The 18,583-nt window shown below is 59.0% G+C and carries 19 protein-coding genes; 7 read left to right on the plus strand and 12 right to left on the minus strand.

What is annotated here, in order from left to right; all coding sequences use genetic code 11:
• Nucleotides 1-22: 22 nt before the first annotated feature.
• Together AC1D2Q_RS19745 and AC1D2Q_RS19750 are read left to right on the plus strand one after the other, a co-directional pair.
• Entirely contained in the window at nucleotides 23-727 is a 705-nt protein-coding gene (locus AC1D2Q_RS19745; RefSeq protein WP_477814259.1) for a FadR/GntR family transcriptional regulator, read from the plus strand.
• A gap of 27 nt (nucleotides 728-754) precedes the next feature.
• Nucleotides 755-1,447 carry a GntR family transcriptional regulator gene (locus tag AC1D2Q_RS19750; RefSeq protein ID WP_477814260.1) on the plus strand — a complete coding sequence of 231 codons (693 nt, stop codon included), beginning with the start codon at nucleotides 755-757 and terminating at the stop codon, nucleotides 1,445-1,447.
• A 96-nt stretch (nucleotides 1,448-1,543) separates the two neighbouring features.
• On the opposite strand, the gene yjiA is transcribed toward AC1D2Q_RS19750, so the two are convergent.
• The 3 genes from yjiA to AC1D2Q_RS19765 form a co-directional block, all read right to left on the minus strand.
• A complete protein-coding gene (gene yjiA / locus AC1D2Q_RS19755; RefSeq protein WP_477814261.1) occupies nucleotides 1,544-2,515 on the minus strand; it encodes a GTPase in 972 nt (323 codons plus the stop codon).
• A gap of 136 nt (nucleotides 2,516-2,651) precedes the next feature.
• Nucleotides 2,652-2,849, minus strand: a complete 198-nt coding sequence (locus tag AC1D2Q_RS19760; RefSeq protein WP_007937254.1) for a YbdD/YjiX family protein — start codon at nucleotides 2,847-2,849, stop codon at nucleotides 2,652-2,654.
• 15 nt (nucleotides 2,850-2,864) lie between these two features.
• Complete coding sequence (locus AC1D2Q_RS19765) at nucleotides 2,865-4,931, minus strand: carbon starvation CstA family protein (RefSeq protein WP_477814262.1); 2,067 nt, start codon at nucleotides 4,929-4,931, stop codon at nucleotides 2,865-2,867.
• Nucleotides 4,932-5,094: 163 nt separating this feature from the next.
• Here AC1D2Q_RS19765 and AC1D2Q_RS19770 point away from each other — a divergent pair, with 163 nt between their 5' ends.
• On the plus strand, nucleotides 5,095-5,463 hold the full coding sequence (locus tag AC1D2Q_RS19770) for a PilZ domain-containing protein (protein ID WP_477814263.1): 369 nt from the start codon (nucleotides 5,095-5,097) through the stop codon (nucleotides 5,461-5,463).
• A 134-nt stretch (nucleotides 5,464-5,597) separates the two neighbouring features.
• Here the strand turns inward: AC1D2Q_RS19770 and radA are convergent, their stop codons facing one another.
• From radA to katB, 3 genes are read right to left on the minus strand one after another with little or no spacing between them, the layout of a single operon-like run.
• On the minus strand, nucleotides 5,598-6,965 hold the full coding sequence (gene radA, locus AC1D2Q_RS19775) for a DNA repair protein RadA (RefSeq protein WP_019581287.1): 1,368 nt from the start codon (nucleotides 6,963-6,965) through the stop codon (nucleotides 5,598-5,600).
• Between the two features lie 45 nt (nucleotides 6,966-7,010).
• Complete coding sequence (locus tag AC1D2Q_RS19780) at nucleotides 7,011-7,565, minus strand: ankyrin repeat domain-containing protein (RefSeq protein WP_477814264.1); 555 nt, start codon at nucleotides 7,563-7,565, stop codon at nucleotides 7,011-7,013.
• Between the two features lie 57 nt (nucleotides 7,566-7,622).
• The gene (katB, locus tag AC1D2Q_RS19785) at nucleotides 7,623-9,164 is read right to left on the minus strand and encodes a catalase KatB (RefSeq protein WP_477814265.1); all 1,542 of its coding nucleotides are present in this window, start codon (nucleotides 9,162-9,164) and stop codon (nucleotides 7,623-7,625) included.
• A gap of 285 nt (nucleotides 9,165-9,449) precedes the next feature.
• Between katB and mscL the strand changes: the two genes are divergently transcribed.
• Complete coding sequence (gene mscL / locus AC1D2Q_RS19790; RefSeq protein WP_477814266.1) at nucleotides 9,450-9,869, plus strand: large-conductance mechanosensitive channel protein MscL; 420 nt, start codon at nucleotides 9,450-9,452, stop codon at nucleotides 9,867-9,869.
• Nucleotides 9,870-9,905: 36 nt separating this feature from the next.
• Here the strand turns inward: mscL and AC1D2Q_RS19795 are convergent, their stop codons facing one another.
• On the minus strand, nucleotides 9,906-10,682 hold the full coding sequence (locus tag AC1D2Q_RS19795; protein WP_477814267.1) for a ferredoxin--NADP reductase: 777 nt from the start codon (nucleotides 10,680-10,682) through the stop codon (nucleotides 9,906-9,908).
• 291 nt (nucleotides 10,683-10,973) lie between these two features.
• Here AC1D2Q_RS19795 and AC1D2Q_RS19800 point away from each other — a divergent pair, with 291 nt between their 5' ends.
• Both AC1D2Q_RS19800 and AC1D2Q_RS19805 read left to right on the plus strand, forming a co-directional pair.
• Nucleotides 10,974-11,684 carry an autoinducer binding domain-containing protein gene (locus AC1D2Q_RS19800; protein ID WP_477814268.1) on the plus strand — a complete coding sequence of 237 codons (711 nt, stop codon included), beginning with the start codon at nucleotides 10,974-10,976 and terminating at the stop codon, nucleotides 11,682-11,684.
• 184 nt (nucleotides 11,685-11,868) lie between these two features.
• Entirely contained in the window at nucleotides 11,869-12,993 is a 1,125-nt protein-coding gene (locus tag AC1D2Q_RS19805) for a methyltransferase (protein WP_477814269.1), read from the plus strand.
• Between the two features lie 71 nt (nucleotides 12,994-13,064).
• On the opposite strand, the gene AC1D2Q_RS19810 is transcribed toward AC1D2Q_RS19805, so the two are convergent.
• The 3 genes from AC1D2Q_RS19810 to AC1D2Q_RS19820 are packed head-to-tail and all read right to left on the minus strand — an operon-like array spanning nucleotide 13,065 to nucleotide 15,740.
• Nucleotides 13,065-13,232, minus strand: a complete 168-nt coding sequence (locus AC1D2Q_RS19810; RefSeq protein ID WP_081625770.1) for a DUF2474 domain-containing protein — start codon at nucleotides 13,230-13,232, stop codon at nucleotides 13,065-13,067.
• A 57-nt stretch (nucleotides 13,233-13,289) separates the two neighbouring features.
• Nucleotides 13,290-14,297: a cytochrome d ubiquinol oxidase subunit II gene (cydB, locus tag AC1D2Q_RS19815; RefSeq protein WP_477814270.1), complete on the minus strand. Its 1,008-nt coding sequence runs from the start codon at nucleotides 14,295-14,297 to the stop codon at nucleotides 13,290-13,292.
• A 3-nt stretch (nucleotides 14,298-14,300) separates the two neighbouring features.
• A complete protein-coding gene (locus AC1D2Q_RS19820) occupies nucleotides 14,301-15,740 on the minus strand; it encodes a cytochrome ubiquinol oxidase subunit I (RefSeq protein ID WP_477814271.1) in 1,440 nt (479 codons plus the stop codon).
• Between the two features lie 447 nt (nucleotides 15,741-16,187).
• On the opposite strand from AC1D2Q_RS19820, the gene AC1D2Q_RS19825 reads away from it, so the two are divergent.
• The gene (locus tag AC1D2Q_RS19825) at nucleotides 16,188-17,426 is read left to right on the plus strand and encodes an MFS transporter (protein ID WP_477814272.1); all 1,239 of its coding nucleotides are present in this window, start codon (nucleotides 16,188-16,190) and stop codon (nucleotides 17,424-17,426) included.
• 9 nt (nucleotides 17,427-17,435) lie between these two features.
• On the opposite strand, the gene AC1D2Q_RS19830 is transcribed toward AC1D2Q_RS19825, so the two are convergent.
• On the minus strand, nucleotides 17,436-17,987 hold the full coding sequence (locus AC1D2Q_RS19830; protein ID WP_477814273.1) for a DJ-1 family glyoxalase III: 552 nt from the start codon (nucleotides 17,985-17,987) through the stop codon (nucleotides 17,436-17,438).
• A 67-nt stretch (nucleotides 17,988-18,054) separates the two neighbouring features.
• Nucleotides 18,055-18,510, minus strand: a complete 456-nt coding sequence (locus AC1D2Q_RS19835) for a DUF4879 domain-containing protein (protein WP_477814274.1) — start codon at nucleotides 18,508-18,510, stop codon at nucleotides 18,055-18,057.
• Between the last annotated feature and the right edge of the window lie 73 nt (nucleotides 18,511-18,583).

Here is an 18,583-nt window from a genome sequence, read left to right on the forward strand (position 1 = left end):
TTATCGCGATTTGGAGCGAACAGTGATTACCTCGTCAACCGTCGTAAATTCAGTGGTAGAAAAACTTCGGGCCGCGCTGGCCCGCGGTCAGTGGCGTTCCGGCGACATGCTGCCGGGCCAGCGTGAACTGGCCGAACAACTGGGCATCAGCCGCCCAAGCCTGCGCGAAGCGGTGATCGTGCTGGAAACCCTCGGGCTGGTGCGCTCGATGCCGGGTAAAGGCGTAGTGGTGCTGGAAGCCAATCTCAGCGACAGCCAAAGCCACGACAGCGCAGTCGCCGGGGCCAGCCTGGAAGACGTGCTGCAACTGCGCTACACCCTTGAGCCGTTCATCGTCGGCCTGGTGGCACAGTCCATCAGCAACAAGGAAGTCGGGCAACTGCGCCTGACCCTGATGGACATGCGCGAAGCCTTGGAAGCCAATGACAGCGAGGCCGGTGTGAACGCCTACATCGCGTTCCACGAAGAGTTGTTCACCCTGACCTCGAACCCGATTTTCCAGAGCGTGGTGCAGCAGACCAGCAATGCCCTCAAGCAAAGCGCCAACGTGCTGCGCAATTCCCCGGAGCATCTGGCTGAGCGCCTTGAAGAAAGCGAAGCCATGGTACGAGCGATCCGCAGCAAAAACAGCGCCCAGGCCAGCGCCGAAATGCGTCGGCACATCCTTCGCGAAGGCCAACGGATGGGCATCGAATTGAATATCCCGGACGACCACCTCGGCAGTTGACCCCCCTCTTCGAACTGGAGACAGGCCATGAACAGCTTCGCCTCACCACAAACTCTTGTTGCCCTGCCCTTTCGCCCGTCGGTGGATGATCTCTATTCGCGAATCTTCGACGCCATTCTCGAACAGCGCATCAATGCGGCCAGTCGCTTTACCGAAGAAAGCCTGGCGCAGATGTTCGGTGCCAGGCGCAGTGACATTCGTGGTGTGCTGACGCAGCTGTCCCACCAGCAGATCATCATCCTGCGGACTAATCATCGCCCCCGGGTCGCCGATCCCGATGCCGAACAGACCCGTCAGACGCTTCATGCTCGCCGTCTGACCGAAGTCACGCTAGTGAAACTTGCCTGCCAGCAACCTCGTGCGCAAAACCTGAAGCGCCTGCGTGCCTTGATCGAAAGCGAACGCCAATGCAAGGAGCGTGGTCCAGCGATCCGGTTATCGGGGGAGTTTCACTTGCAACTGGCCGAAATGGCGGGAAATGCACCGCTGGCGCATTTTCTTGGCAGTTTGGTGCCGCTGACTTCATTGGCGATTGCGCGATCTGGCGAGAAGACGCGCAGTTGTTGCGCATGGCAGGAGCATCTGACCATTGTCGACGCGGTTGAGCGCGGGGATGAGGCGAAGGCGGTCATGTTGATGAGCCGGCATTCGGATCACCTTGAGCAAACATTGCTGAACTCCGGTTATGTCACCAGCCTGGACTGTCGTGTCGCCGGTTAAATGGCTATCGCGGGCAAGCCCGCTCCCACAGGTATTGCATATCCTCTGTAGGAGCGAGGCTTGCCCGCGAAGGCGTCATCACCGACGAGCACATTTTCAATCCGCCGCAACCCGCGAAAACCCCTCGCGAATCTTCTCTTCCGGCAACTCATCGGCAATGAACACGATCACGCTTTCGCGCGTGTCATCGTCCGCCCACTCGGTATCCCAATCGAAGCCGTACAGTTTCAGCACGCCCTGGAACACCATGCGCCGCGGCTCACCAAGAATGTTCAAAACGCCTTTGTAGCGCAGCAATTGCTTGCCATGGTCTTCCAGCAGTTCGTTCATGAACTCGCTGAGCTTGTCGATATCCAGCGGCTTGTCGGTACGCAGCACCAGGCTGGAAATGCGATCGATGGAGGGCGCCTTGCTCACTGGGCGCAAATTCACGCCACCACCGAGGTCGGCATTGAGGTTGAAGCCACGCACATCGAGCAATTCGGCCAGATCAATCTTGCCGTGGTCGACCACGCGAATCGGTGCGCGACGGTTGATGCGGGTCAGGCGTTCGCTGAGGGCAGCGAAGGTCGGCTCATCCACCAGATCGCGTTTGCTCACCAGCAAGCGGTCGGCAAAACCGATCTGCGCCTGGGCGATGGTCTGAGTCAGGTGGTGTTCGGCATGTTTGGCGTCGACCAGGGTGATGATGCCGTCAAGGATATAGCGCTCGCGCAGCTCTTCGTCGATGAAGAAGGTTTGCGCTACCGGTGCCGGGTCGGCCAGACCGGTGCATTCGATCACCAGGCGGTCAAAGGCGATTTCGCCACTGTCCAGGCGCTCCAGTAGCAGATACAGCGCTTTGGTCAAATCGGTGTGGATGGTGCAGCAGACGCAGCCGTTGGACAGCGTCATCACTTGCACCGGCTCGTCGCCCAACAGTTGGGTGTCGATGCCGGCGTCACTGAACTCGTTTTCGATCACGGCGATTTTCAGGCCGTGCTCGGCTTTGAGCAGGTGGCGCAACAAGGTGGTTTTACCAGCGCCGAGAAAGCCGCTGAGGATCGTGACAGGGATTGGCGCTAACAAAATAAGATCTCCCGGACGCAAAAAAACTGTAGGAGACAGCGATGCGGCGATCCGACTTGCCGGCGAAAGCGTCCTGAAGATCGCCTTCGCCGACAAGCCGTGCTCCTACAGTGGTGTGTTACCTAAACCGCGTACATCAACAGCACTTTGGTCCACCCTTGCCGCCGTAACGAGCCTCCTGGCGCTCCCGAAAGAACGCCTCGTAACTCATCACCGGTTTGTCCGGGTGTTTGGTTTGCATATGCTCGACGTAGTTGTCGTAGTCGGGCATCCCGACCATCAGGCGCGCGGCCTGACCGAGGTATTTACCGAGGCGACTCAGGTCATTGAACATGGTGCAATCCTCAGGTTACGCATCCGGCTGAGCCTGGAATGGCGATTCTTTATCCGTGCGTTCTTTGGTGCCCCAGGCGGCAATACCGACCTTGAGTGCATAGAACAGGATGCTGAACACCACGAACAGGAACAGCGCGGTCAGCGTTGCGTTGGTGTAGGCGTTGTAGATCACGTGCTGCATCTGCTCGATGCTCTTGGCCGGCGCGAGGATCTGACCACCGGCCAGCGCATCACTGTACTTCTTGGCCAGCGACAGGAAGCCGATCGCCGGGTTGGCGTCGAACAGCTTGATGAAGCCTGCGGTGGTGGTGCAGATCAGCAACCAAACGGCTGGCAGCATGGTGACCCAGATGTAGCGTTGGCGTTTCATTTTGATCAATACAACGGTTGCCAGCATCAGCGCGATACCGGCCAGCATCTGGTTGGAGATACCGAACAGCGGCCACAAGGTGTTGATGCCACCCAGTGGATCGATCACGCCCTGGTACAGCAGGTAGCCCCACATCGCCACGCAACCAGCGGTGGCAATCAGGTTGGCGGTCCAGGACTCGGTGCGTCTCAGCGCCGGTACGAAGGAGCCGAGCAAGTCCTGCAGCATGAAACGTCCGGCACGGGTACCGGCATCGACCGCAGTGAGGATGAACAGCGCTTCGAACAGGATCGCGAAGTGGTACCAGAACGCCATGGTGTTTTCACCTGGCAGCACGCTGTGCAGGATCTGCGCGATACCGACCGCCAGGGTCGGTGCGCCGCCGGCACGGGCCAGGACGGTGGTTTCACCGATGTCCTTGGCCACCGCTTGCAACGCTTCCGGCGTGATGGCAAAGCCCCAGTTGCTGACCGCTGTCGCTACCGCCACCACATCACCGCCGACGACCGCGGCCGGGCTGTTCATGGCGAAGTACACGCCCGGTTCGATCACCGAAGCGGCAACCATCGCCATGATCGCCACGAAGGATTCCATCAGCATGCCGCCGTAACCGATGTAACGGGCGTTGACTTCGTTATCCAGTAGCTTCGGCGTAGTGCCGGAAGCAATCAGTGCGTGGAAACCGGACACTGCGCCACAGGCAATGGTGATGAACAGGAACGGGAACAACCCGCCCTTCCACACCGGCCCGGTGCCGTCGATGAACTGGGTCAATGCCGGCATTTTCAGCTCGGGCATGGTGACCAGAATGCCGATCGCCAGCGCAACGATGGTGCCGATCTTCAGGAACGTGGACAGGTAGTCACGCGGCGCCAGAATCAGCCACACCGGCAACACCGCCGCCACGAACCCGTAGCCGATCAGCATCCAGGTGATCTGGACCCCGGTAAAGCTGAACGCCTTGGCCCACACCGGGTCAGCGGCGATCTGCCCGCCCAGCCAGATCGAGCCCAGCAACAATGCCACGCCAATCACCGAGATTTCACCGATGCGGCCCGGGCGGATGTAGCGCATGTAGACGCCCATGAACATCGCGATCGGGATGGTCGCCATCACCGTGAAAATGCCCCACGGGCTTTCGGCCAGGGCCTTGACCACGATCAGCGCCAGCACCGCGAGGATGATGATCATGATCAGGAAGCARCCGAACARCGCGATGGTGCCGGGGATGCGGCCCATTTCTTCRCGGACCATGTCGCCCAGGGAACGGCCGTTGCGGCGGGTGGACATGAACAGGACCATGAAGTCCTGAACCGCACCGGCCAGCACCACGCCGGCAATCAGCCACAGCGTACCGGGCAGRTAGCCCATCTGCGCCGCCAACACCGGACCGACCAGCGGCCCCGCGCCGGCGATGGCCGCGAAGTGGTGGCCGAAAAGAATGTGTTTGTTGGTCGGCACGTAGTCCAGACCATCGTTGTTGATTACGGCAGGTGTAGCCCGACGCGAATCGAGTTGCATCACATTGTTAGCGATGAACAGGCTGTAGTAGCGGTATGCGACAAGATAGATAGCGACGGCTGCGACAACGATCCACAAGGCGTTGATCGCCTCGCCTCGACGCAATGCCACTACGCCCAGGGCGCACGCTCCTACGACTGCCAGCAGCAGCCAGGGTACGTGGCGTAGCAGGCTATTATTATTTTTCATTTTATGATTCCAGCCAGAGTGGACAAGAAAGACAGCCATCCCGAGTTTAGCGCTACTGGCCTCAAAGGCCACCCCCAACGTTGGTCTAGATAAGGGATGGCGACCGTGGCGGTTGGTGCAAAGCCCGGTCTATAGTCATTGCACCACGCACAGAGGTCAGGCCATGAGCGAACAGCATTCCAATCGCCGCCGTTTCAAGCGCATCGCCTTCAGCGCACAGACCGAACTGAGCCAGGATGGGCAGCGTTGGCCGGTGCAATTGCTCGACTTGTCGCTCAAGGGCATGCTGATCCAGCGTCCCGAGCCTTGGCAGGGCGATCCCAGCAAACCCTTCGCAGCCGATATTCATTTGAACCCCGAGACAGAGATCAGAATGGATGTGCGGTTGGCCCACAATGATTATGGCCAGCTGGGTTTTGTCTGCCTGAATATCGGGCTGGAATCGATCGAGCACCTGAGGCGGCTGGTCGAGCTGAACCTCGGCGATCCCGAGGAACTGGACCGGGAGTTGGGGGCACTCATCGAAATCTGATTGCTGGTGTAGGAGCTGCCGTAGGCTGCGATCTCTTGATCTTGATCTTCAGCGACCTGTGAAAGCGCCCAGATCAAAAGATCGCAGCCTTCGGCAGCTCCTACAGGGTTTGGTGTTCAGGCGCAAATGTGTGTTTATTCGAACAGTGCGTCGAGGGCCTGCTCCAGACGTGTCACGGCAATAATCTGCAACCCCGGCGGCGGCTCTTTCGGTGCGTTGCCCTTGGGTACGATGGCGCGTTTGAAGCCGTGTTTGGCGGCTTCTTTCAAGCGTTCCTGGCCACTCGGTACCGGGCGCACTTCACCCGACAACCCGACTTCACCAAACACCAACAGATCGTGCGGCAGCGGCCGGTTGCGCAAACTGGACATGACCGCCGCCATCAGCGCCAGATCAGAAGCGGTTTCCAGGACCTTCACACCGCCGACCACGTTGAGGAACACGTCCTGATCGTGGGTCGGGATGCCGCCGTGGCGGTGCAAAACCGCCAACAACATGGCCAGGCGATTCTGATCCAGACCGAGCGTCACCCGGCGCGGGTTGGCCAGATGGCTGTCGTCCACCAGCGCCTGGACTTCCACCAGCATCGGCCGGGTGCCTTCCCACGTGGCCATGACCACACTGCCCGGGACTTCTTCCTGAGCGCGTGTCAGGAAAATCGCCGAAGGGTTGGAGACTTCTTTCAGGCCTTTGTCGGTCATGCCGAACACGCCCAGTTCATTCACCGCACCGAACCGGTTTTTCACCGCCCGCAGCAAACGCAGGCGCCCATCGGATTCGCCTTCGAAATACAGAACGGTGTCGACCATGTGCTCCAGCACTCGGGGGCCGGCCAGCGCACCTTCTTTAGTGACATGGCCCACGAGGAAAATCGCCGTGCCGCTTTGCTTGGCGTAACGCACCAGCAATGCCGCACTTTCGCGCACCTGGGAGACGCCCCCCGGTGCCGACTGCAGTTGCTCGGTGAAGATCGTCTGAATCGAGTCGATCACCATCACCTTGGGCTTTTCCTGCCGGGCGGTGGCAATGATGGTTTCAATGCAGGTTTCAGTCATCACCCGCAGTTGATCCTGAGGCAAGCCCAGCCGTCGGGCACGCATGGCCACTTGTTGCTGGGACTCTTCGCCGGTGACATACAGCGCCGGCATGCTCTTGGCGAGGTTGCACAAGGTTTGCAACAGAATGGTCGACTTGCCGATACCGGGGTCACCACCGATCAACACCACCGAGCCATCCACCAGACCGCCGCCCAAAACACGGTCGAGCTCACTGGACGCCGTGGAGAATCGCGGAATTTCTTCGACGCTGACTTCGGCCAGGGTCTTGATCTGCGCCTGCTGGCCGGTCCAGCCGGTGCGACCGCTGGGGGCCGCGGCGCCGCCACTCTCCACCATGGTTTCGGTCAGCGTGTTCCAGGCCCCGCATTCGCCGCACTGGCCGGCCCACTTGGGGAAGGTTGAGCCACACTCGGTGCAGCCGTACATGCGCTTGGCCTTGGCCATCTGAACTCCCGGCAAAAACCGCGATGATAGCTCAGCTGACGCGGATCAGCGCGGCGCCGCCGTGCGGATTTCACCGCTGGCCAGACGCGCGGCACTGTTGCCCAACGGATCTTCAGCGTTCAGGTCCGCCCCTTTGGCCTTGAGTGCGTCGAGCAACTCGACGCGCTTGAACAACCCGGCATACATCGCGGCAGTCTGCCCGGCGCCGTTGCGTTGGTCGGGGCTGCAATTGGCGGCCAGCAGGGTTCGAGCGATCTGCACTTCGCCTTTGAAAATCGCGCCCATCAGCGCGGTATTGCCGCGTTGATCCTGAGCGCAGGCGTCCGCCCCGGCCGCCAACAAACGCTCCACGGCGGCACCCTGACCGTGATAGGCGGCCAGTATCAACGCGGTGTAACCCTTGCTGTCGCGGGTGTCGAGGGAATAGCCGGCCTCGATGAAGGTATCGAGCATCGGCACATCCCCCCGTCTAGCGGCATCGAAATAGTAATCCTGTAATTGCGCTTTCAGCGCCCCGGGGTCCTTCGAGACTGGCGCGTCAGGCCCGGCAAATACACCGAACGACACGCACGCCAGAAACACAGACAGATAAACACGCATGGCGGGACTCCTTGGTCAGACGGGACCTCGTACGAGGCCCCGCTTCAGGCAGATAGATCAGTCGACCAGTTTGGCCGCCAACGCCTTGACCCGGGCCAGATCACCCTTGGCCACTTTGGTTACGCCTGTCCCGTATTCCGGGTCGGCCTTGTACAGGAAGGACAGGATGATGTGCTTGCTCTCGTCATCGGTGGTGGCCAGTGAGCCGCCGAAGCTGTCGATCAGGTCCTGACGCTCCTTCTGGCTGAACGAGCGATACAGATCGCCGGCCTGCTTGAAGTTCTGCTCACGCTGAATCTTCGCCTGCTGTGTACTGCCCGACAGGGCCGACTGGCTGTAACGCGCGGTTTGCGGCTCCTCGCGGGGCAGCAGACGGCTCGGCTGGTAATTCACCCCCGTGTTGCTGGCGCCGATGTTCATCGCGCCATCCTGATTACCGTTGTTCACGGTGATTTTCGGTGCGTTGATCGGCAACTGCAGAGCGTTGGCCCCCAGGCGATACAGTTGGGTATCGGCATACGAGAACACTCGCCCCTGCAATAAGCGATCTTCCGAAGGCTCGATACCGGGCACCACGTTGGCCGGTGCCATTGCCACTTGTTCGGTTTCCTGGAATACATTCGCCGGATTACGGTTCAATACCATCTGTCCAACTTTTCGCTCAGGAACACCGGGCCAGATCTTGGTGGCGTCCAATGGATCGAAATCAAACTTGGACAAATCTTGAGGATTCAGAACCTGGACGTACAAGTCCCACTTCGGAAAGTCCCCCTTGTTAATATGAGCAACCAAGTCGTTGGTCATATGGCTGTAATCTTGACCTTGAACATTGGCGACTTCTTTAGGAGTGAGATTTTTTATCCCCTGCAAACTTTTCCAGTGAAACTTTACATAGTGAACTTCGCCCTGGGCGTTAACCAACTTGTAGGCATGGACACCATTGCCGTCCATCTCCCGATAACTGGCCGGGGTGCCGGAGTTGGAATACAACTCGGTCAAGGTGCGGGTGGCTTCCGGAACGTGAGAGAAGAAATCGAAACGACGGGAGTCGTCGTCAAGATTGGTGCGCGGGTCCGGCTTGAACGCATGGACCATGTCCGGAAACTTGATGGCATCCCGGATGAAAAAGGTCGGGAAATTGTTGCCGACCAGGTCCCAGTTTCCGTCCGCGGTGTAGAACTTGGTGGCGAACCCCCGCGGGTCACGCAGGGTTTCCGGCGAATGGTTGCCATGGACCACCGCTGAGAAACGCACAAATACCGGCGTGCTCTGGCCGCCGGCGAATACCTTGGCCTTGGTCAAGTCACTGAGGTCGTCAGTCACGGTGAACGTGCCATGGGCGCCGGTGCCACGGGCATGCACCACGCGCTCAGGAATGCGTTCACGGTCGAAACGCTGGAGCTTCTGAATCAACTGTACGTCTTGCAACAGCACCGGCCCGGTCGCGCCGGCGGTTTGCGAGTTCTGGTTGTCGCCTACAGCGGCACCATTATCACGGGTCAACGTCGCAGCGTTGATGGAGAAGGACAGCAGGCTGACGGTCAGAACGCCGAAGGTACGACGGAGGGGAAAAGCCCCGAGGCCAAGGGGAGTTATCATGGAAGTTTCCTCTGGTTTTATTAAGCGCATCCTGGTGCGCACCACAGAGGCTAGTGACCCAAAGGCCAAAACATAAATAGAAATCCCGTACCGGGCCGATAGCGAAAAGGTTCTGGAAAGCCCGGTCTAGAGCGGGTAGACGCGCGCGAAGAGTGGCGTTTTGTAAACTAATTACCGGAAGATGTGTCGATAGACACGGGCATTGTAAGAAGGCGTTTCAAGCAACGGGCGCTTTGCTGATTTACACTGCGTTCACCAACCTCATCTGTAACAAGGAAATAACCTATGGGCGTGATAAGTGAGTTCAAGGCCTTCGCGGTCAAAGGTAATGTGGTCGACATGGCGGTGGGTATTATCATCGGCGCCGCCTTCGGCAAAATCGTTACGTCATTTGTCGGCGATGTGGTGATGCCACCCATCGGACTGCTGATCGGTGGGGTGGACTTCAGTGACCTGGCCATTACGCTCAAGGCTGCCAACGGTGATGTCCCGGCGGTGATGCTGGCCTACGGCAAGTTCATCCAGAGCATGATCGACTTCATCATTGTCGCCTTCGCGATCTTCATGGGCGTCAAGGCCATCAACCGTCTGAAACGCGAAGAGGCCGTTGCGCCAACCCTGCCGCCGGTTCCGACTAAAGAAGAAGAACTGCTGAGCGAGATCCGTGATCTGCTCAAGGCTCAGAACAATCGGCCTGATAGTTGATTACCCAGAGAAACGGCGCCCTCGGGCGCCGTTTGTTTACCAGTAGTTTTCCACCGCCACTTGGCCAGGTCGACGACTGAGGCTCAAGTGCATGTCCCGTTGTTTCAGTAGCTTGCGCGTCTCATCGATCATCTGTGGGTTACCGCAGAGCATCACCCGCGAATGCTCGGCTGTCAGCGCTACACCGGCCGTCTGTTCCAGTTCGCCATTTTCCAGGAGTCTGGTGATCCGCCCATTCAAGGCACCCGGATGCTGTTCGCGGGTGACGGTGGGAATGAATTGCAGTTTGTGCGCGTACTCGGTGAGATAGTCACGCTGCACCAGCCCCGCAATCAGTTCCTGGTACGCAAGCTCCCGCGCTTCGCGCACGCTGTAGACCAGGGTGATTCGTTCGAATTTTTCCCACACTTCGAAATCCTGCAGGATCGACAGGAACGGCGCCACGCCCGTGCCTGTGGATAACAACCAAAGATCACGGCCATCGACGAAGCGATCCAGCGTCAGATAACCGAAGGCCTGACGATCGACCAGCAGCGTATCGCCAGCTTCCAGTCGACTCAGTTCACTGGTGAACTCCCCTCCCGGCACAACAATAGAGAAGAATTCGAGGAACTCGTCATAGGGCGACGAGACCATGGAGTAAGCCCGCCATACCGTGCTGCCGTCTGCCTTGGTGACACCCAGCCGGGCGAACTGCCCCGCTCGGAAACGAAAGCCCGCATCCCTGGTGGTACGCAGGGTGAACAGGTTCGGAGTCAACGGCTGGACCTCAAGCAAGGTCTGACGAGTGAATTTTTCAACACTGGCAGTCATGGGCCGCTCCGATCAACAGATGACACCAGTGTCCCCCAAAGCAGACGACGTAAACACCGATGGTTTGTAGTGTTATTCGTGCAGAGACTTGGGCAGTGCAATAAGGAATTAATACCGGAGTGTTGATTTTGTATAACCCTAAAACAACGCTAAGAACCAGTTATGCAGCTACGGGATTTTTCAAGAGCAAAATAGTTCAGCATGCCTGTAAGAACTCTCCTACACTCTGGGACGTGCCGGATCCTGGATCCAATCGGCACCCCCCCAAGAAAGTTCGCATGGAGTTACCAAATGAAAGTGTGGAAGGAGTCACAGCTAACACAGCTTTCTTGCGCTCAAAAAATAGAGCCCGCGTACGAGATATCGCTTAACCTCGTTAAAAATCTGGGCTTTAATTTTTGTGCATTTTCAATAACATCCCCAACAACAGGGGCACACCACCATAAGATATATCTGAATAATTACCCTAGCGAATGGAACACGAAATATCAAAACGAGCATTACGATGCGATTGATCCAATACTAGCCCACTGCCATGAATCCGAAGTGCCGATTCTCTGGCAAGAAGAGTGCTATTCAAAAACACCACGGCTGTGGCAAGCGCAAAAAAACCAGGGGTTGCACTACGGTTGGTCCCAATCCGTTCATGATAAGAACGGGCTTTGCAGCATCCTGAGCGTGGCCAGAACCCATTGCCCGATTACCGCTTATGACCTGTACAAAAACCTGGGCTACGCGATGTTCATTGGCCGTCACCTGCACGGACTTGTCGCGAAAGACCTGCCAGCCTCCTCGCTGAAGCCGCCCACAGTGAGTTTGTCATGCAGAGAAATCGAGGTGCTGAAATATTCAGCCGACGGCAAGACGGCCTGCGAGATCGCAATCATCCTCTGCCTGAGCGAAAGCACTGTGCGTTTCCATATACAGAACGCTATCCACAAACTTGGCGTCAATAACAAGATCGCGGCGGTGATCAGGGCAGCGAAAGCAGGCGTCATCTGAAGCTGTTCGAATCAGGTAATCCCTGCAAGTAATCCAGACCAAAAAAACGTACCATCTGCGCTCCATCCCGAGTGATGTCGTGTGAAGCGTCCACGACGCAGTCCGCTCGGATGGCTCCGCCCGCTACAACGTCCGGCGGCCACTCATTGATTATCTCCGCTGACTACCCAGAGCCCTCCGCCTCATGCCTCTGCTCGAAACTTCTTTCGCCAAACTCGACCTGATCCGCCAGCCAGAACAGCAGAACGAACCGCTGCAAGCGTTTGATGCCGCAGACGAATACCTGCTCAATCATCTGGCCGGGCAACAACCGACAGCTGATACTCGCGTACTGGTACTCAACGACAGCTTCGGCGCATTGGCCGTTAGCCTGGCGAGCAAGGTCCGGGTGACCAGCAGCGGCGATTCATTTCTGGCCTTTCAGGGGCTCGAAAAAAACCTCATGCGCAACGGCCAGGCGTTTGACGCGGTGCCGAGGGTGCCTGCCAGCGAAGCCTTCGTCGGGCCGTTTGACCGGGTATTGATCCGGGTACCGAAAACCCTGGCCTTGCTGGAAGAGCAACTGATCCGGCTACAGGGTCAATTGGCTCCCGGTGCTCAAGTGATTGCCGCCGCGATGGTCAAGCACCTGCCACGTGCCGCGGGCGATCTGCTGGAGCGCTACATCGGCCCGGTGCAAGCCTCGCTGGCCGTGAAGAAGGCTCGGCTGCTGATCGCCACGCCCGAAGCCAAAGCCCCCGCGGTCTCTCCATACCCGACGCGCTATCGACTCGACACGCCTGCAATCGAACTGCTCAATCACGCCAACGTGTTCTGTCGCGAAGGGCTGGATATCGGCACGCGAGCCTTTCTGCCGCACTTGCCGAACAACCTCGGCACAGCGCGGGTCGCCGATCTGGGGTGTGGCAACGGCGTGCTGGCGATCGCCAGCGCCCTGCAAAACCCCGAGGCCCGTTACACATTGGTGGACGAGTCATTCATGGCCGTGCAATCGGCCGCTGAAAACTGGCGCGCGGCGCTGGGTGATCGTGACGTGATCGTGCGTGCCGGCGATGGGTTGGCGGGGCAGGAACCCCAATCCCTCGACGTGGTGCTGTGCAATCCGCCATTCCACCAACAGCAAGTGGTCGGCGATTTCCTGGCCTGGCGGATGTTCCAGCAGGCGCGCGAAGCGCTGGTGGTGGGCGGCGCGCTATACATCGTCGGCAACCGTCATCTGGGCTATCACAGCAAGCTTGCGCGGTTGTTCCGCGGCGTCGAACAAGTGGCCGCCACCCCCAAATTCGTGATTCTCAAGGCACGCAAATAAAAGCAGGCAAAAAAAACCCTCCGTCGCAGGAGGGTCATAAATCCGTGCCGCAAGGCAACGGGATGGGAATTTCAGTGGGTGCTCAGGCCCGCGGCATTCATGAACATGCGCATCAGCGTGGCCACGATAAACAGTGCCCCAACGCTGCCGGCCCAGATCAACGCCAGCCAGCCAAGCCGTTGCCAGAGCGGCTTTTTCTCTGCGGCTTCGATTTCCTGCAAATCAGGTTTGCCAGCCATCATCGCGTTCTCCTCTGCAACGGCGCAGGTATCAACCTTGCGCCGTACTCGTATGGGCTAGTGGTAACCGTCTTCGTGGGTGACCTTGCCGCGGAACACGTAGTAGCTCCAGAAGGTGTAACCCAGGATGAACGGGATGATGAACAGCGTGCCCACCAGCATGAAGCCCTGGCTCTGCGGCGGCGCGGCAGCGTCCCAGATCGAAATAGACGGTGGCACGATGTTCGGCCACAGGCTGATACCCAGACCGCTGTAGCCTAAGAAGATCAGCACCAGGGTCAGCAGGAATGGCGTGTAATGCGCATTGCGAGCCACCGCGCGAATCAGACCGTACAGAGTTACCAGGACCAGAATCGGCACTGGCAGGAACCAGAACAGATTCGGCAGGGTGAACCAGCGTGCGGCGATCTCGGCGTGGGCCAACGGCGTCCAGACGCTGACGATGCCAATCACCGCCAGCAACACGAAGGCCAATGGTCGCGCCAGGTCATGCATCTGTTCCTGCAGCTTGCCCTCGGTCTTCATGATCAGCCAGGTGCAACCGAGCAGCGCATAAGCTACTACTAGCGCCGCGCCACAGAACATCGTGAACGGTGTCAGCCAGTCGAGTGAACCACCGGCAAACTGACGATTGACCACCGGCAGCCCATCGATGAACGCACCCAATGCCACGCCCTGGAAAAAGGTGGCGGCGATCGAGCCGCCGATGAATGCCTTGTCCCAGAGATGGCGCTTGGCGTTCTTGGCCTTGAAGCGAAACTCAAAGGCCACGCCACGGAAAATCAGCCCGATCAGCATGAAAATCAGCGGCAGGTACAACGCCGAGAGCACCACCGAATAGGCCAGGGGGAAGGCGCCGAACAAAGCCGCGCCGCCCAATACCAACCAGGTTTCGTTGCCGTCCCAGACCGGGGCGACGGTGTTCATCATCACGTCACGGTCGGTCTTGCCCTTGATGAACGGAAAAAGAATCCCGATCCCCAGGTCGAAGCCGTCCATGACCACGTACATCATGATGCCGAAGATGATGATCACGGCCCAGATCAGCGGAAGATCAATACCCATGATTCAAATCTCCTTGGTCAGGCTGTGGTTGTGATCGCCGTCACCGTTGTCGTCGGCGGCGGACAGCGGACGGGCCGGCGTGCGTTTCTGGCCAGGACCACCCTCGTTGGTTTCCTTGCCTTCGTCGATCTTCGGCCCTTTGCGCACCAGGCGCATCATGTAGCCAAGGCCGGCACCGAACAGCGCGAAATACACCACAACGAACATGATCAAGGTGATGCTCATCTGCACGAAGCTGTGCCCGGAGGACGCATCCGCCGTGCGCATCAAGCCATAGACCACCCACGGCTGACGGCCGATTTCAGTGGTGAACCAGCCAGCGAGAATCGCGATCAGGCCGGATGGGCCCATCCACAGCGCCAGGTACAGGAACGGACGCGAGGTATACAGCGTGTCGCGCTTGCGCAGCCACAGGCTCCACAAACCGGTGAAGATCATCAGGAAACCCAGGCCGACCATGACCCGGAACGACCAGAACACGATGGTCGAATTCGGCCGGTCTTCAGGCGGGAACTCCTTGAGCGCCGGCACTTGTTTGTCCAGGGTGTGGGTCAGGATCAGGCTGCCCAGGTACGGAATCTCGACCGCGAACTTGGTCTTTTCGGCTTTCATGTCCGGCCAGCCGAACAGGATCAACGGGGTCGGTTCATTGCCGACATTTTCCCAGTGACCTTCGATTGCAGCGATTTTCGCCGGCTGATGCTTGAGGGTATTGAGACCGTGGAAGTCACCGATGACGGCCTGAATTGGCGCCACGATCAGCGCCATCCACATGGCCATCGAGAGCATGGTGCGGATCGCCGGGTTGTCCTTGCCGCGCAGCAAATGCCAGGCCGCCGACGAACCGACGAAGAAAGCGGTAGCGACGAACGCCGCCGTGGCCATGTGCATCAGCCGGTAGGGGAACGACGGGTTGAAAATCACCGCCAGCCAGTCCACCGGGATGACTTGCCCGTTGACGATTTCGTAACCTTGCGGGGTCTGCATCCAGCTGTTGGAAGCCAGAATCCAGAAGGTGGAAATCAGGGTACCGATGGCGACCATGACCGTGGCGAAGAAGTGCAGGTTGCGTCCGACCCTGTTCCAGCCGAACAGCATGACGCCAAGGAAACCGGCTTCCAGGAAGAACGCGGTGAGTACCTCGTAGGTCAGCAACGGCCCGGTCACGGAACCGGCGAAATCCGAGAAGCGGCTCCAGTTGGTGCCGAACTGATAGGCCATGACCAGGCCGGACACCACCCCCATGCCGAAGTTGACGGCAAAGATCTTCGACCAGAAATGGTACAGATCGCGGTAAGTGTCGTTGTGCGTCTTCAGCCACAGGCCTTCGAGTACCGCCAGGTAACTCGCCAGGCCAATCGTGATGGCCGGGAACAGGATATGGAACGAAATGGTGAACGCGAACTGAATCCGGGCGAGATCAAGTGCCTCCAAACCGAACATAAGTCTTCCTCTGTCAGGTAATACCGGCTGAAGGCTTGCGGCCTACACCCACTGCCCCCACGGATATGGAGTGTGGCGAACTTGAATTCGTTCTTTTTCTACCATCATCACAACGTAGGGAATCTGGCCATCTGGCCTCCGGATCATTTCCACGAAGGGTCTTGATCTGGATCAAGCAACGTTGAAAGAGTAGTCGCATTTTTGCCGATGGACGGTGTGGTCTATTGCCGCGTGACAGGTTGCCTCACGGGTTTGGCAACGACATGAAATACATTTATTGGGAGGATCACTCACTGTGGCGAGGGGGCTTGTCGGAACGCCGCATCGCCACAAGGAGACAGCAATACCTGGGATCGGTGTCTAGCTAACTAAATTTTCCGCGCTCGCAACCTCTGGTTACAGGTTGGTGATAATCTCGCCCTTCCCCTCACCCAGACTTGCCTTCAGATGCCCAGCCAAGCGCCCCTGCTGTTACGTCATCACCGCCCCTTTATCGCGTTCTGGCTGGCTCGGGTATTTACCGCCAGCGGCTTTCAAATGCTGACCGTGGCCATCGGCTGGAATCTGTATCAACTGACCGGCAATGTGCTCGATCTGGGTCTGGTGGGTCTGGTGGAGTTTGCCCCGCGGGTGTTGTTCATGCTGCACACCGGGCATGTCGCGGATCGCTATGACCGGCGCAAGGTCGCGGCGATCTGTCAGTCCGTGCAAGCGCTGATCGCCCTGTCGCTGGCCATCGGCAGCGCGACTGACCATGTCACCCGGGAGATGATCTTCATCCTCGCATTCCTGCTCGGCGCCGCCCGCTCCTTCGAGATGCCAACCACCCAGGCCTTGCTGCCGAGCATCGTGCCCAGTGCTCTATTCCCGCGCGCGGTTGCTGCCGCGCAATCTGCGCAGCAATCGGCCACCATCGTTGCCCCGGCACTGGGCGGCTTGCTTTACGCCTTCGGCAGCGTCTGGGTGTATGGCCCGACGGTGATCCTCTACCTCATCGCCTGTGCGCTGATGCTTAACCTACCGGCTCGGCAGACACCGCTGAACAAGGGCAAGGCAACCCTGGATTCGCTGCTGGCAGGCATCCGTTTCATTCGCAGCCGCCCGGACATTCTCGGGGCGATTTCCCTGGATCTGTTTGCCGTCTTGCTGGGGGGCGCGACTGCGCTGCTGCCGGTGTTCGCCAAAGATATTCTGCTGACCGGCCCTTGGGGTCTGGGCCTGCTGCGTTCGGCCCCTGCGGTGGGCGCACTGCTGATGTCGCTGTTTCTGGCGCGATTTGCCGTGGAACGCAACGTCGGACGGGTGATGTTTACCGCCGTGGGTGTATTCGGCGTGGCAACCATCGCTTTCGGCCTGTCGACTTCGTTCTGGTTCTCTCTCGCTGTGTTGGTGGTTTTAGGCGCGGCAGACATGATCAGCATGGTGATCCGCGCCTCGTTCGTGCAGCTGGAAACCCCGGACGAGATGCGTGGTCGGGTCAGTGCCGTGAATGGCTTGTTCATCGGTGCTTCGAATCAGCTCGGCGAATTCGAGTCTGGCTTGACGGCCCACTGGTTCGGCACCGTGCCGGCCGTGGTGATGGGCGGCATCGGCACACTGATGGTGACCGGGGTCTGGGTCAAACTGTTCCCGACCCTGGCCAACCGCGACCGCATGCATGTGCCGATGGAAGAGGTCAGGGCCTGAAGCAGTCTTCTACACCAGCAACTCCCCCGCCACCGCCGACCGCGTGGCTTTACCGCAGAGTTGCTCCACCAGCGTCAGCGCAAACTCCAGCGCCGCGCCCGCCCCCTGGGCGGTGATGCAGTTGCCGTCGACCACCACCGGTTGATCGACGAAGTTGCAGCCCGACAATTGATGGCTGGCGGAAGGCAGGCACGTCATACGCCGCTGACGCAGCACGCCAAAAGTCTGCAGCGCCAGCGCCGGCGCTTCGGCAATGCCGGCGAACAAGCGTCCGGCGGCGACCTGGTCCTTGATCAATTGTTGCAGGGGTTGATGGGCCGCCAAATGCTGCGCCCCCACGGCGCCGCCGGGCAAAACGATCAAGTCGAAGGGTTGGGCCAGCAAATCGACCAGCATCGCATCGGCGGTCAGGCGGGTGCCGCGAGCGCAGGTAAGCATGCGCCGCGACTCGATACTGGCCACCACCACTTCAACCTTGGCGCGGCGCAGCACATCGATCAGGGTCACGGTTTGCAGATCGTCGATGCCCTCGGCGAGGGTAATCAGGGCTCTAAAGGTCATGGGCGCGGTCCAGAGAATAATCTTTAAAGCGTAGTCAGCTTTCCTGACCCTTGTTCGAGCCTGGCCGTTACTTGATGTAAAGCTGCGTCGACATCGTGTTGCCCGGTGCATTGATCGAGGTGTTGCTGAACGTGAAGATGCCGTCCTGCTTGCCTGCCAGGTTGAAGATGTACAGATAGCCGACAGTTTTTTTCCCGACTGAGCACTCGGTCAGGTTACCGGTATCAAAAGCACAGACTGGGGTCCGGGTGCCATCCACCTCGAAACCGTCCAGGGCAACATGGGCTTCGCGACCGTAGCCGACTTCCAGCACGTACACCTTGATGTTCGGCCCCTTGTGATCGCAACGGGTCTGCTCCTGCTTGTCCGCAATATCTTCAAAGCCACAGCTGGGCGACTCGACCTTGAGTACCTTGACCTGACTCAGTGGTGGAGCCGTCGCTGCCGAGGCGGTTTGGGCACCCAGGAACAACGCGATCAATATTGCGGATGCGGCAACCACGCGGGTGCTCATGTACTTCATATTCCGCCCTTCCCTACCCCAAAAAAACAGCGCGCAGTATGGCGCAGTTCCCTTTTTGGCAAAACATCGACGA

The sequence above is a fragment of the Pseudomonas sp. P1_A1 genome (genome assembly GCF_056406935.1).

Coding starts and splice junctions, on each gene's coding strand:
- mscL (WP_477814266.1), top strand. CDS start 9,450: ATGGGCGTGATAAGTGAGTTCAAGGCCTTCGCGGTCAAAGGTAATGTG.
- AC1D2Q_RS19750 (WP_477814260.1), top strand. CDS start 755: ATGAACAGCTTCGCCTCACCACAAACTCTTGTTGCCCTGCCCTTTCGC.
- AC1D2Q_RS19805 (WP_477814269.1), top strand. CDS start 11,869: ATGCCTCTGCTCGAAACTTCTTTCGCCAAACTCGACCTGATCCGCCAG.
- AC1D2Q_RS19800 (WP_477814268.1), top strand. CDS start 10,974: ATGAAAGTGTGGAAGGAGTCACAGCTAACACAGCTTTCTTGCGCTCAA.
- AC1D2Q_RS19780 (WP_477814264.1), bottom strand. CDS start 7,565: ATGCGTGTTTATCTGTCTGTGTTTCTGGCGTGCGTGTCGTTCGGTGTA.
- AC1D2Q_RS19830 (WP_477814273.1), bottom strand. CDS start 17,987: ATGACCTTTAGAGCCCTGATTACCCTCGCCGAGGGCATCGACGATCTG.
- cydB (WP_477814270.1), bottom strand. CDS start 14,297: ATGGGTATTGATCTTCCGCTGATCTGGGCCGTGATCATCATCTTCGGC.
- AC1D2Q_RS19795 (WP_477814267.1), bottom strand. CDS start 10,682: ATGACTGCCAGTGTTGAAAAATTCACTCGTCAGACCTTGCTTGAGGTC.
- radA (WP_019581287.1), bottom strand. CDS start 6,965: ATGGCCAAGGCCAAGCGCATGTACGGCTGCACCGAGTGTGGCTCAACC.
- AC1D2Q_RS19820 (WP_477814271.1), bottom strand. CDS start 15,740: ATGTTCGGTTTGGAGGCACTTGATCTCGCCCGGATTCAGTTCGCGTTC.
- AC1D2Q_RS19770 (WP_477814263.1), top strand. CDS start 5,095: ATGAGCGAACAGCATTCCAATCGCCGCCGTTTCAAGCGCATCGCCTTC.
- AC1D2Q_RS19760 (WP_007937254.1), bottom strand. CDS start 2,849: ATGTTCAATGACCTGAGTCGCCTCGGTAAATACCTCGGTCAGGCCGCG.
- katB (WP_477814265.1), bottom strand. CDS start 9,164: ATGATAACTCCCCTTGGCCTCGGGGCTTTTCCCCTCCGTCGTACCTTC.
- AC1D2Q_RS19835 (WP_477814274.1), bottom strand. CDS start 18,510: ATGAAGTACATGAGCACCCGCGTGGTTGCCGCATCCGCAATATTGATC.
- AC1D2Q_RS19810 (WP_081625770.1), bottom strand. CDS start 13,232: ATGGCTGGCAAACCTGATTTGCAGGAAATCGAAGCCGCAGAGAAAAAG.
- AC1D2Q_RS19825 (WP_477814272.1), top strand. CDS start 16,188: ATGCCCAGCCAAGCGCCCCTGCTGTTACGTCATCACCGCCCCTTTATC.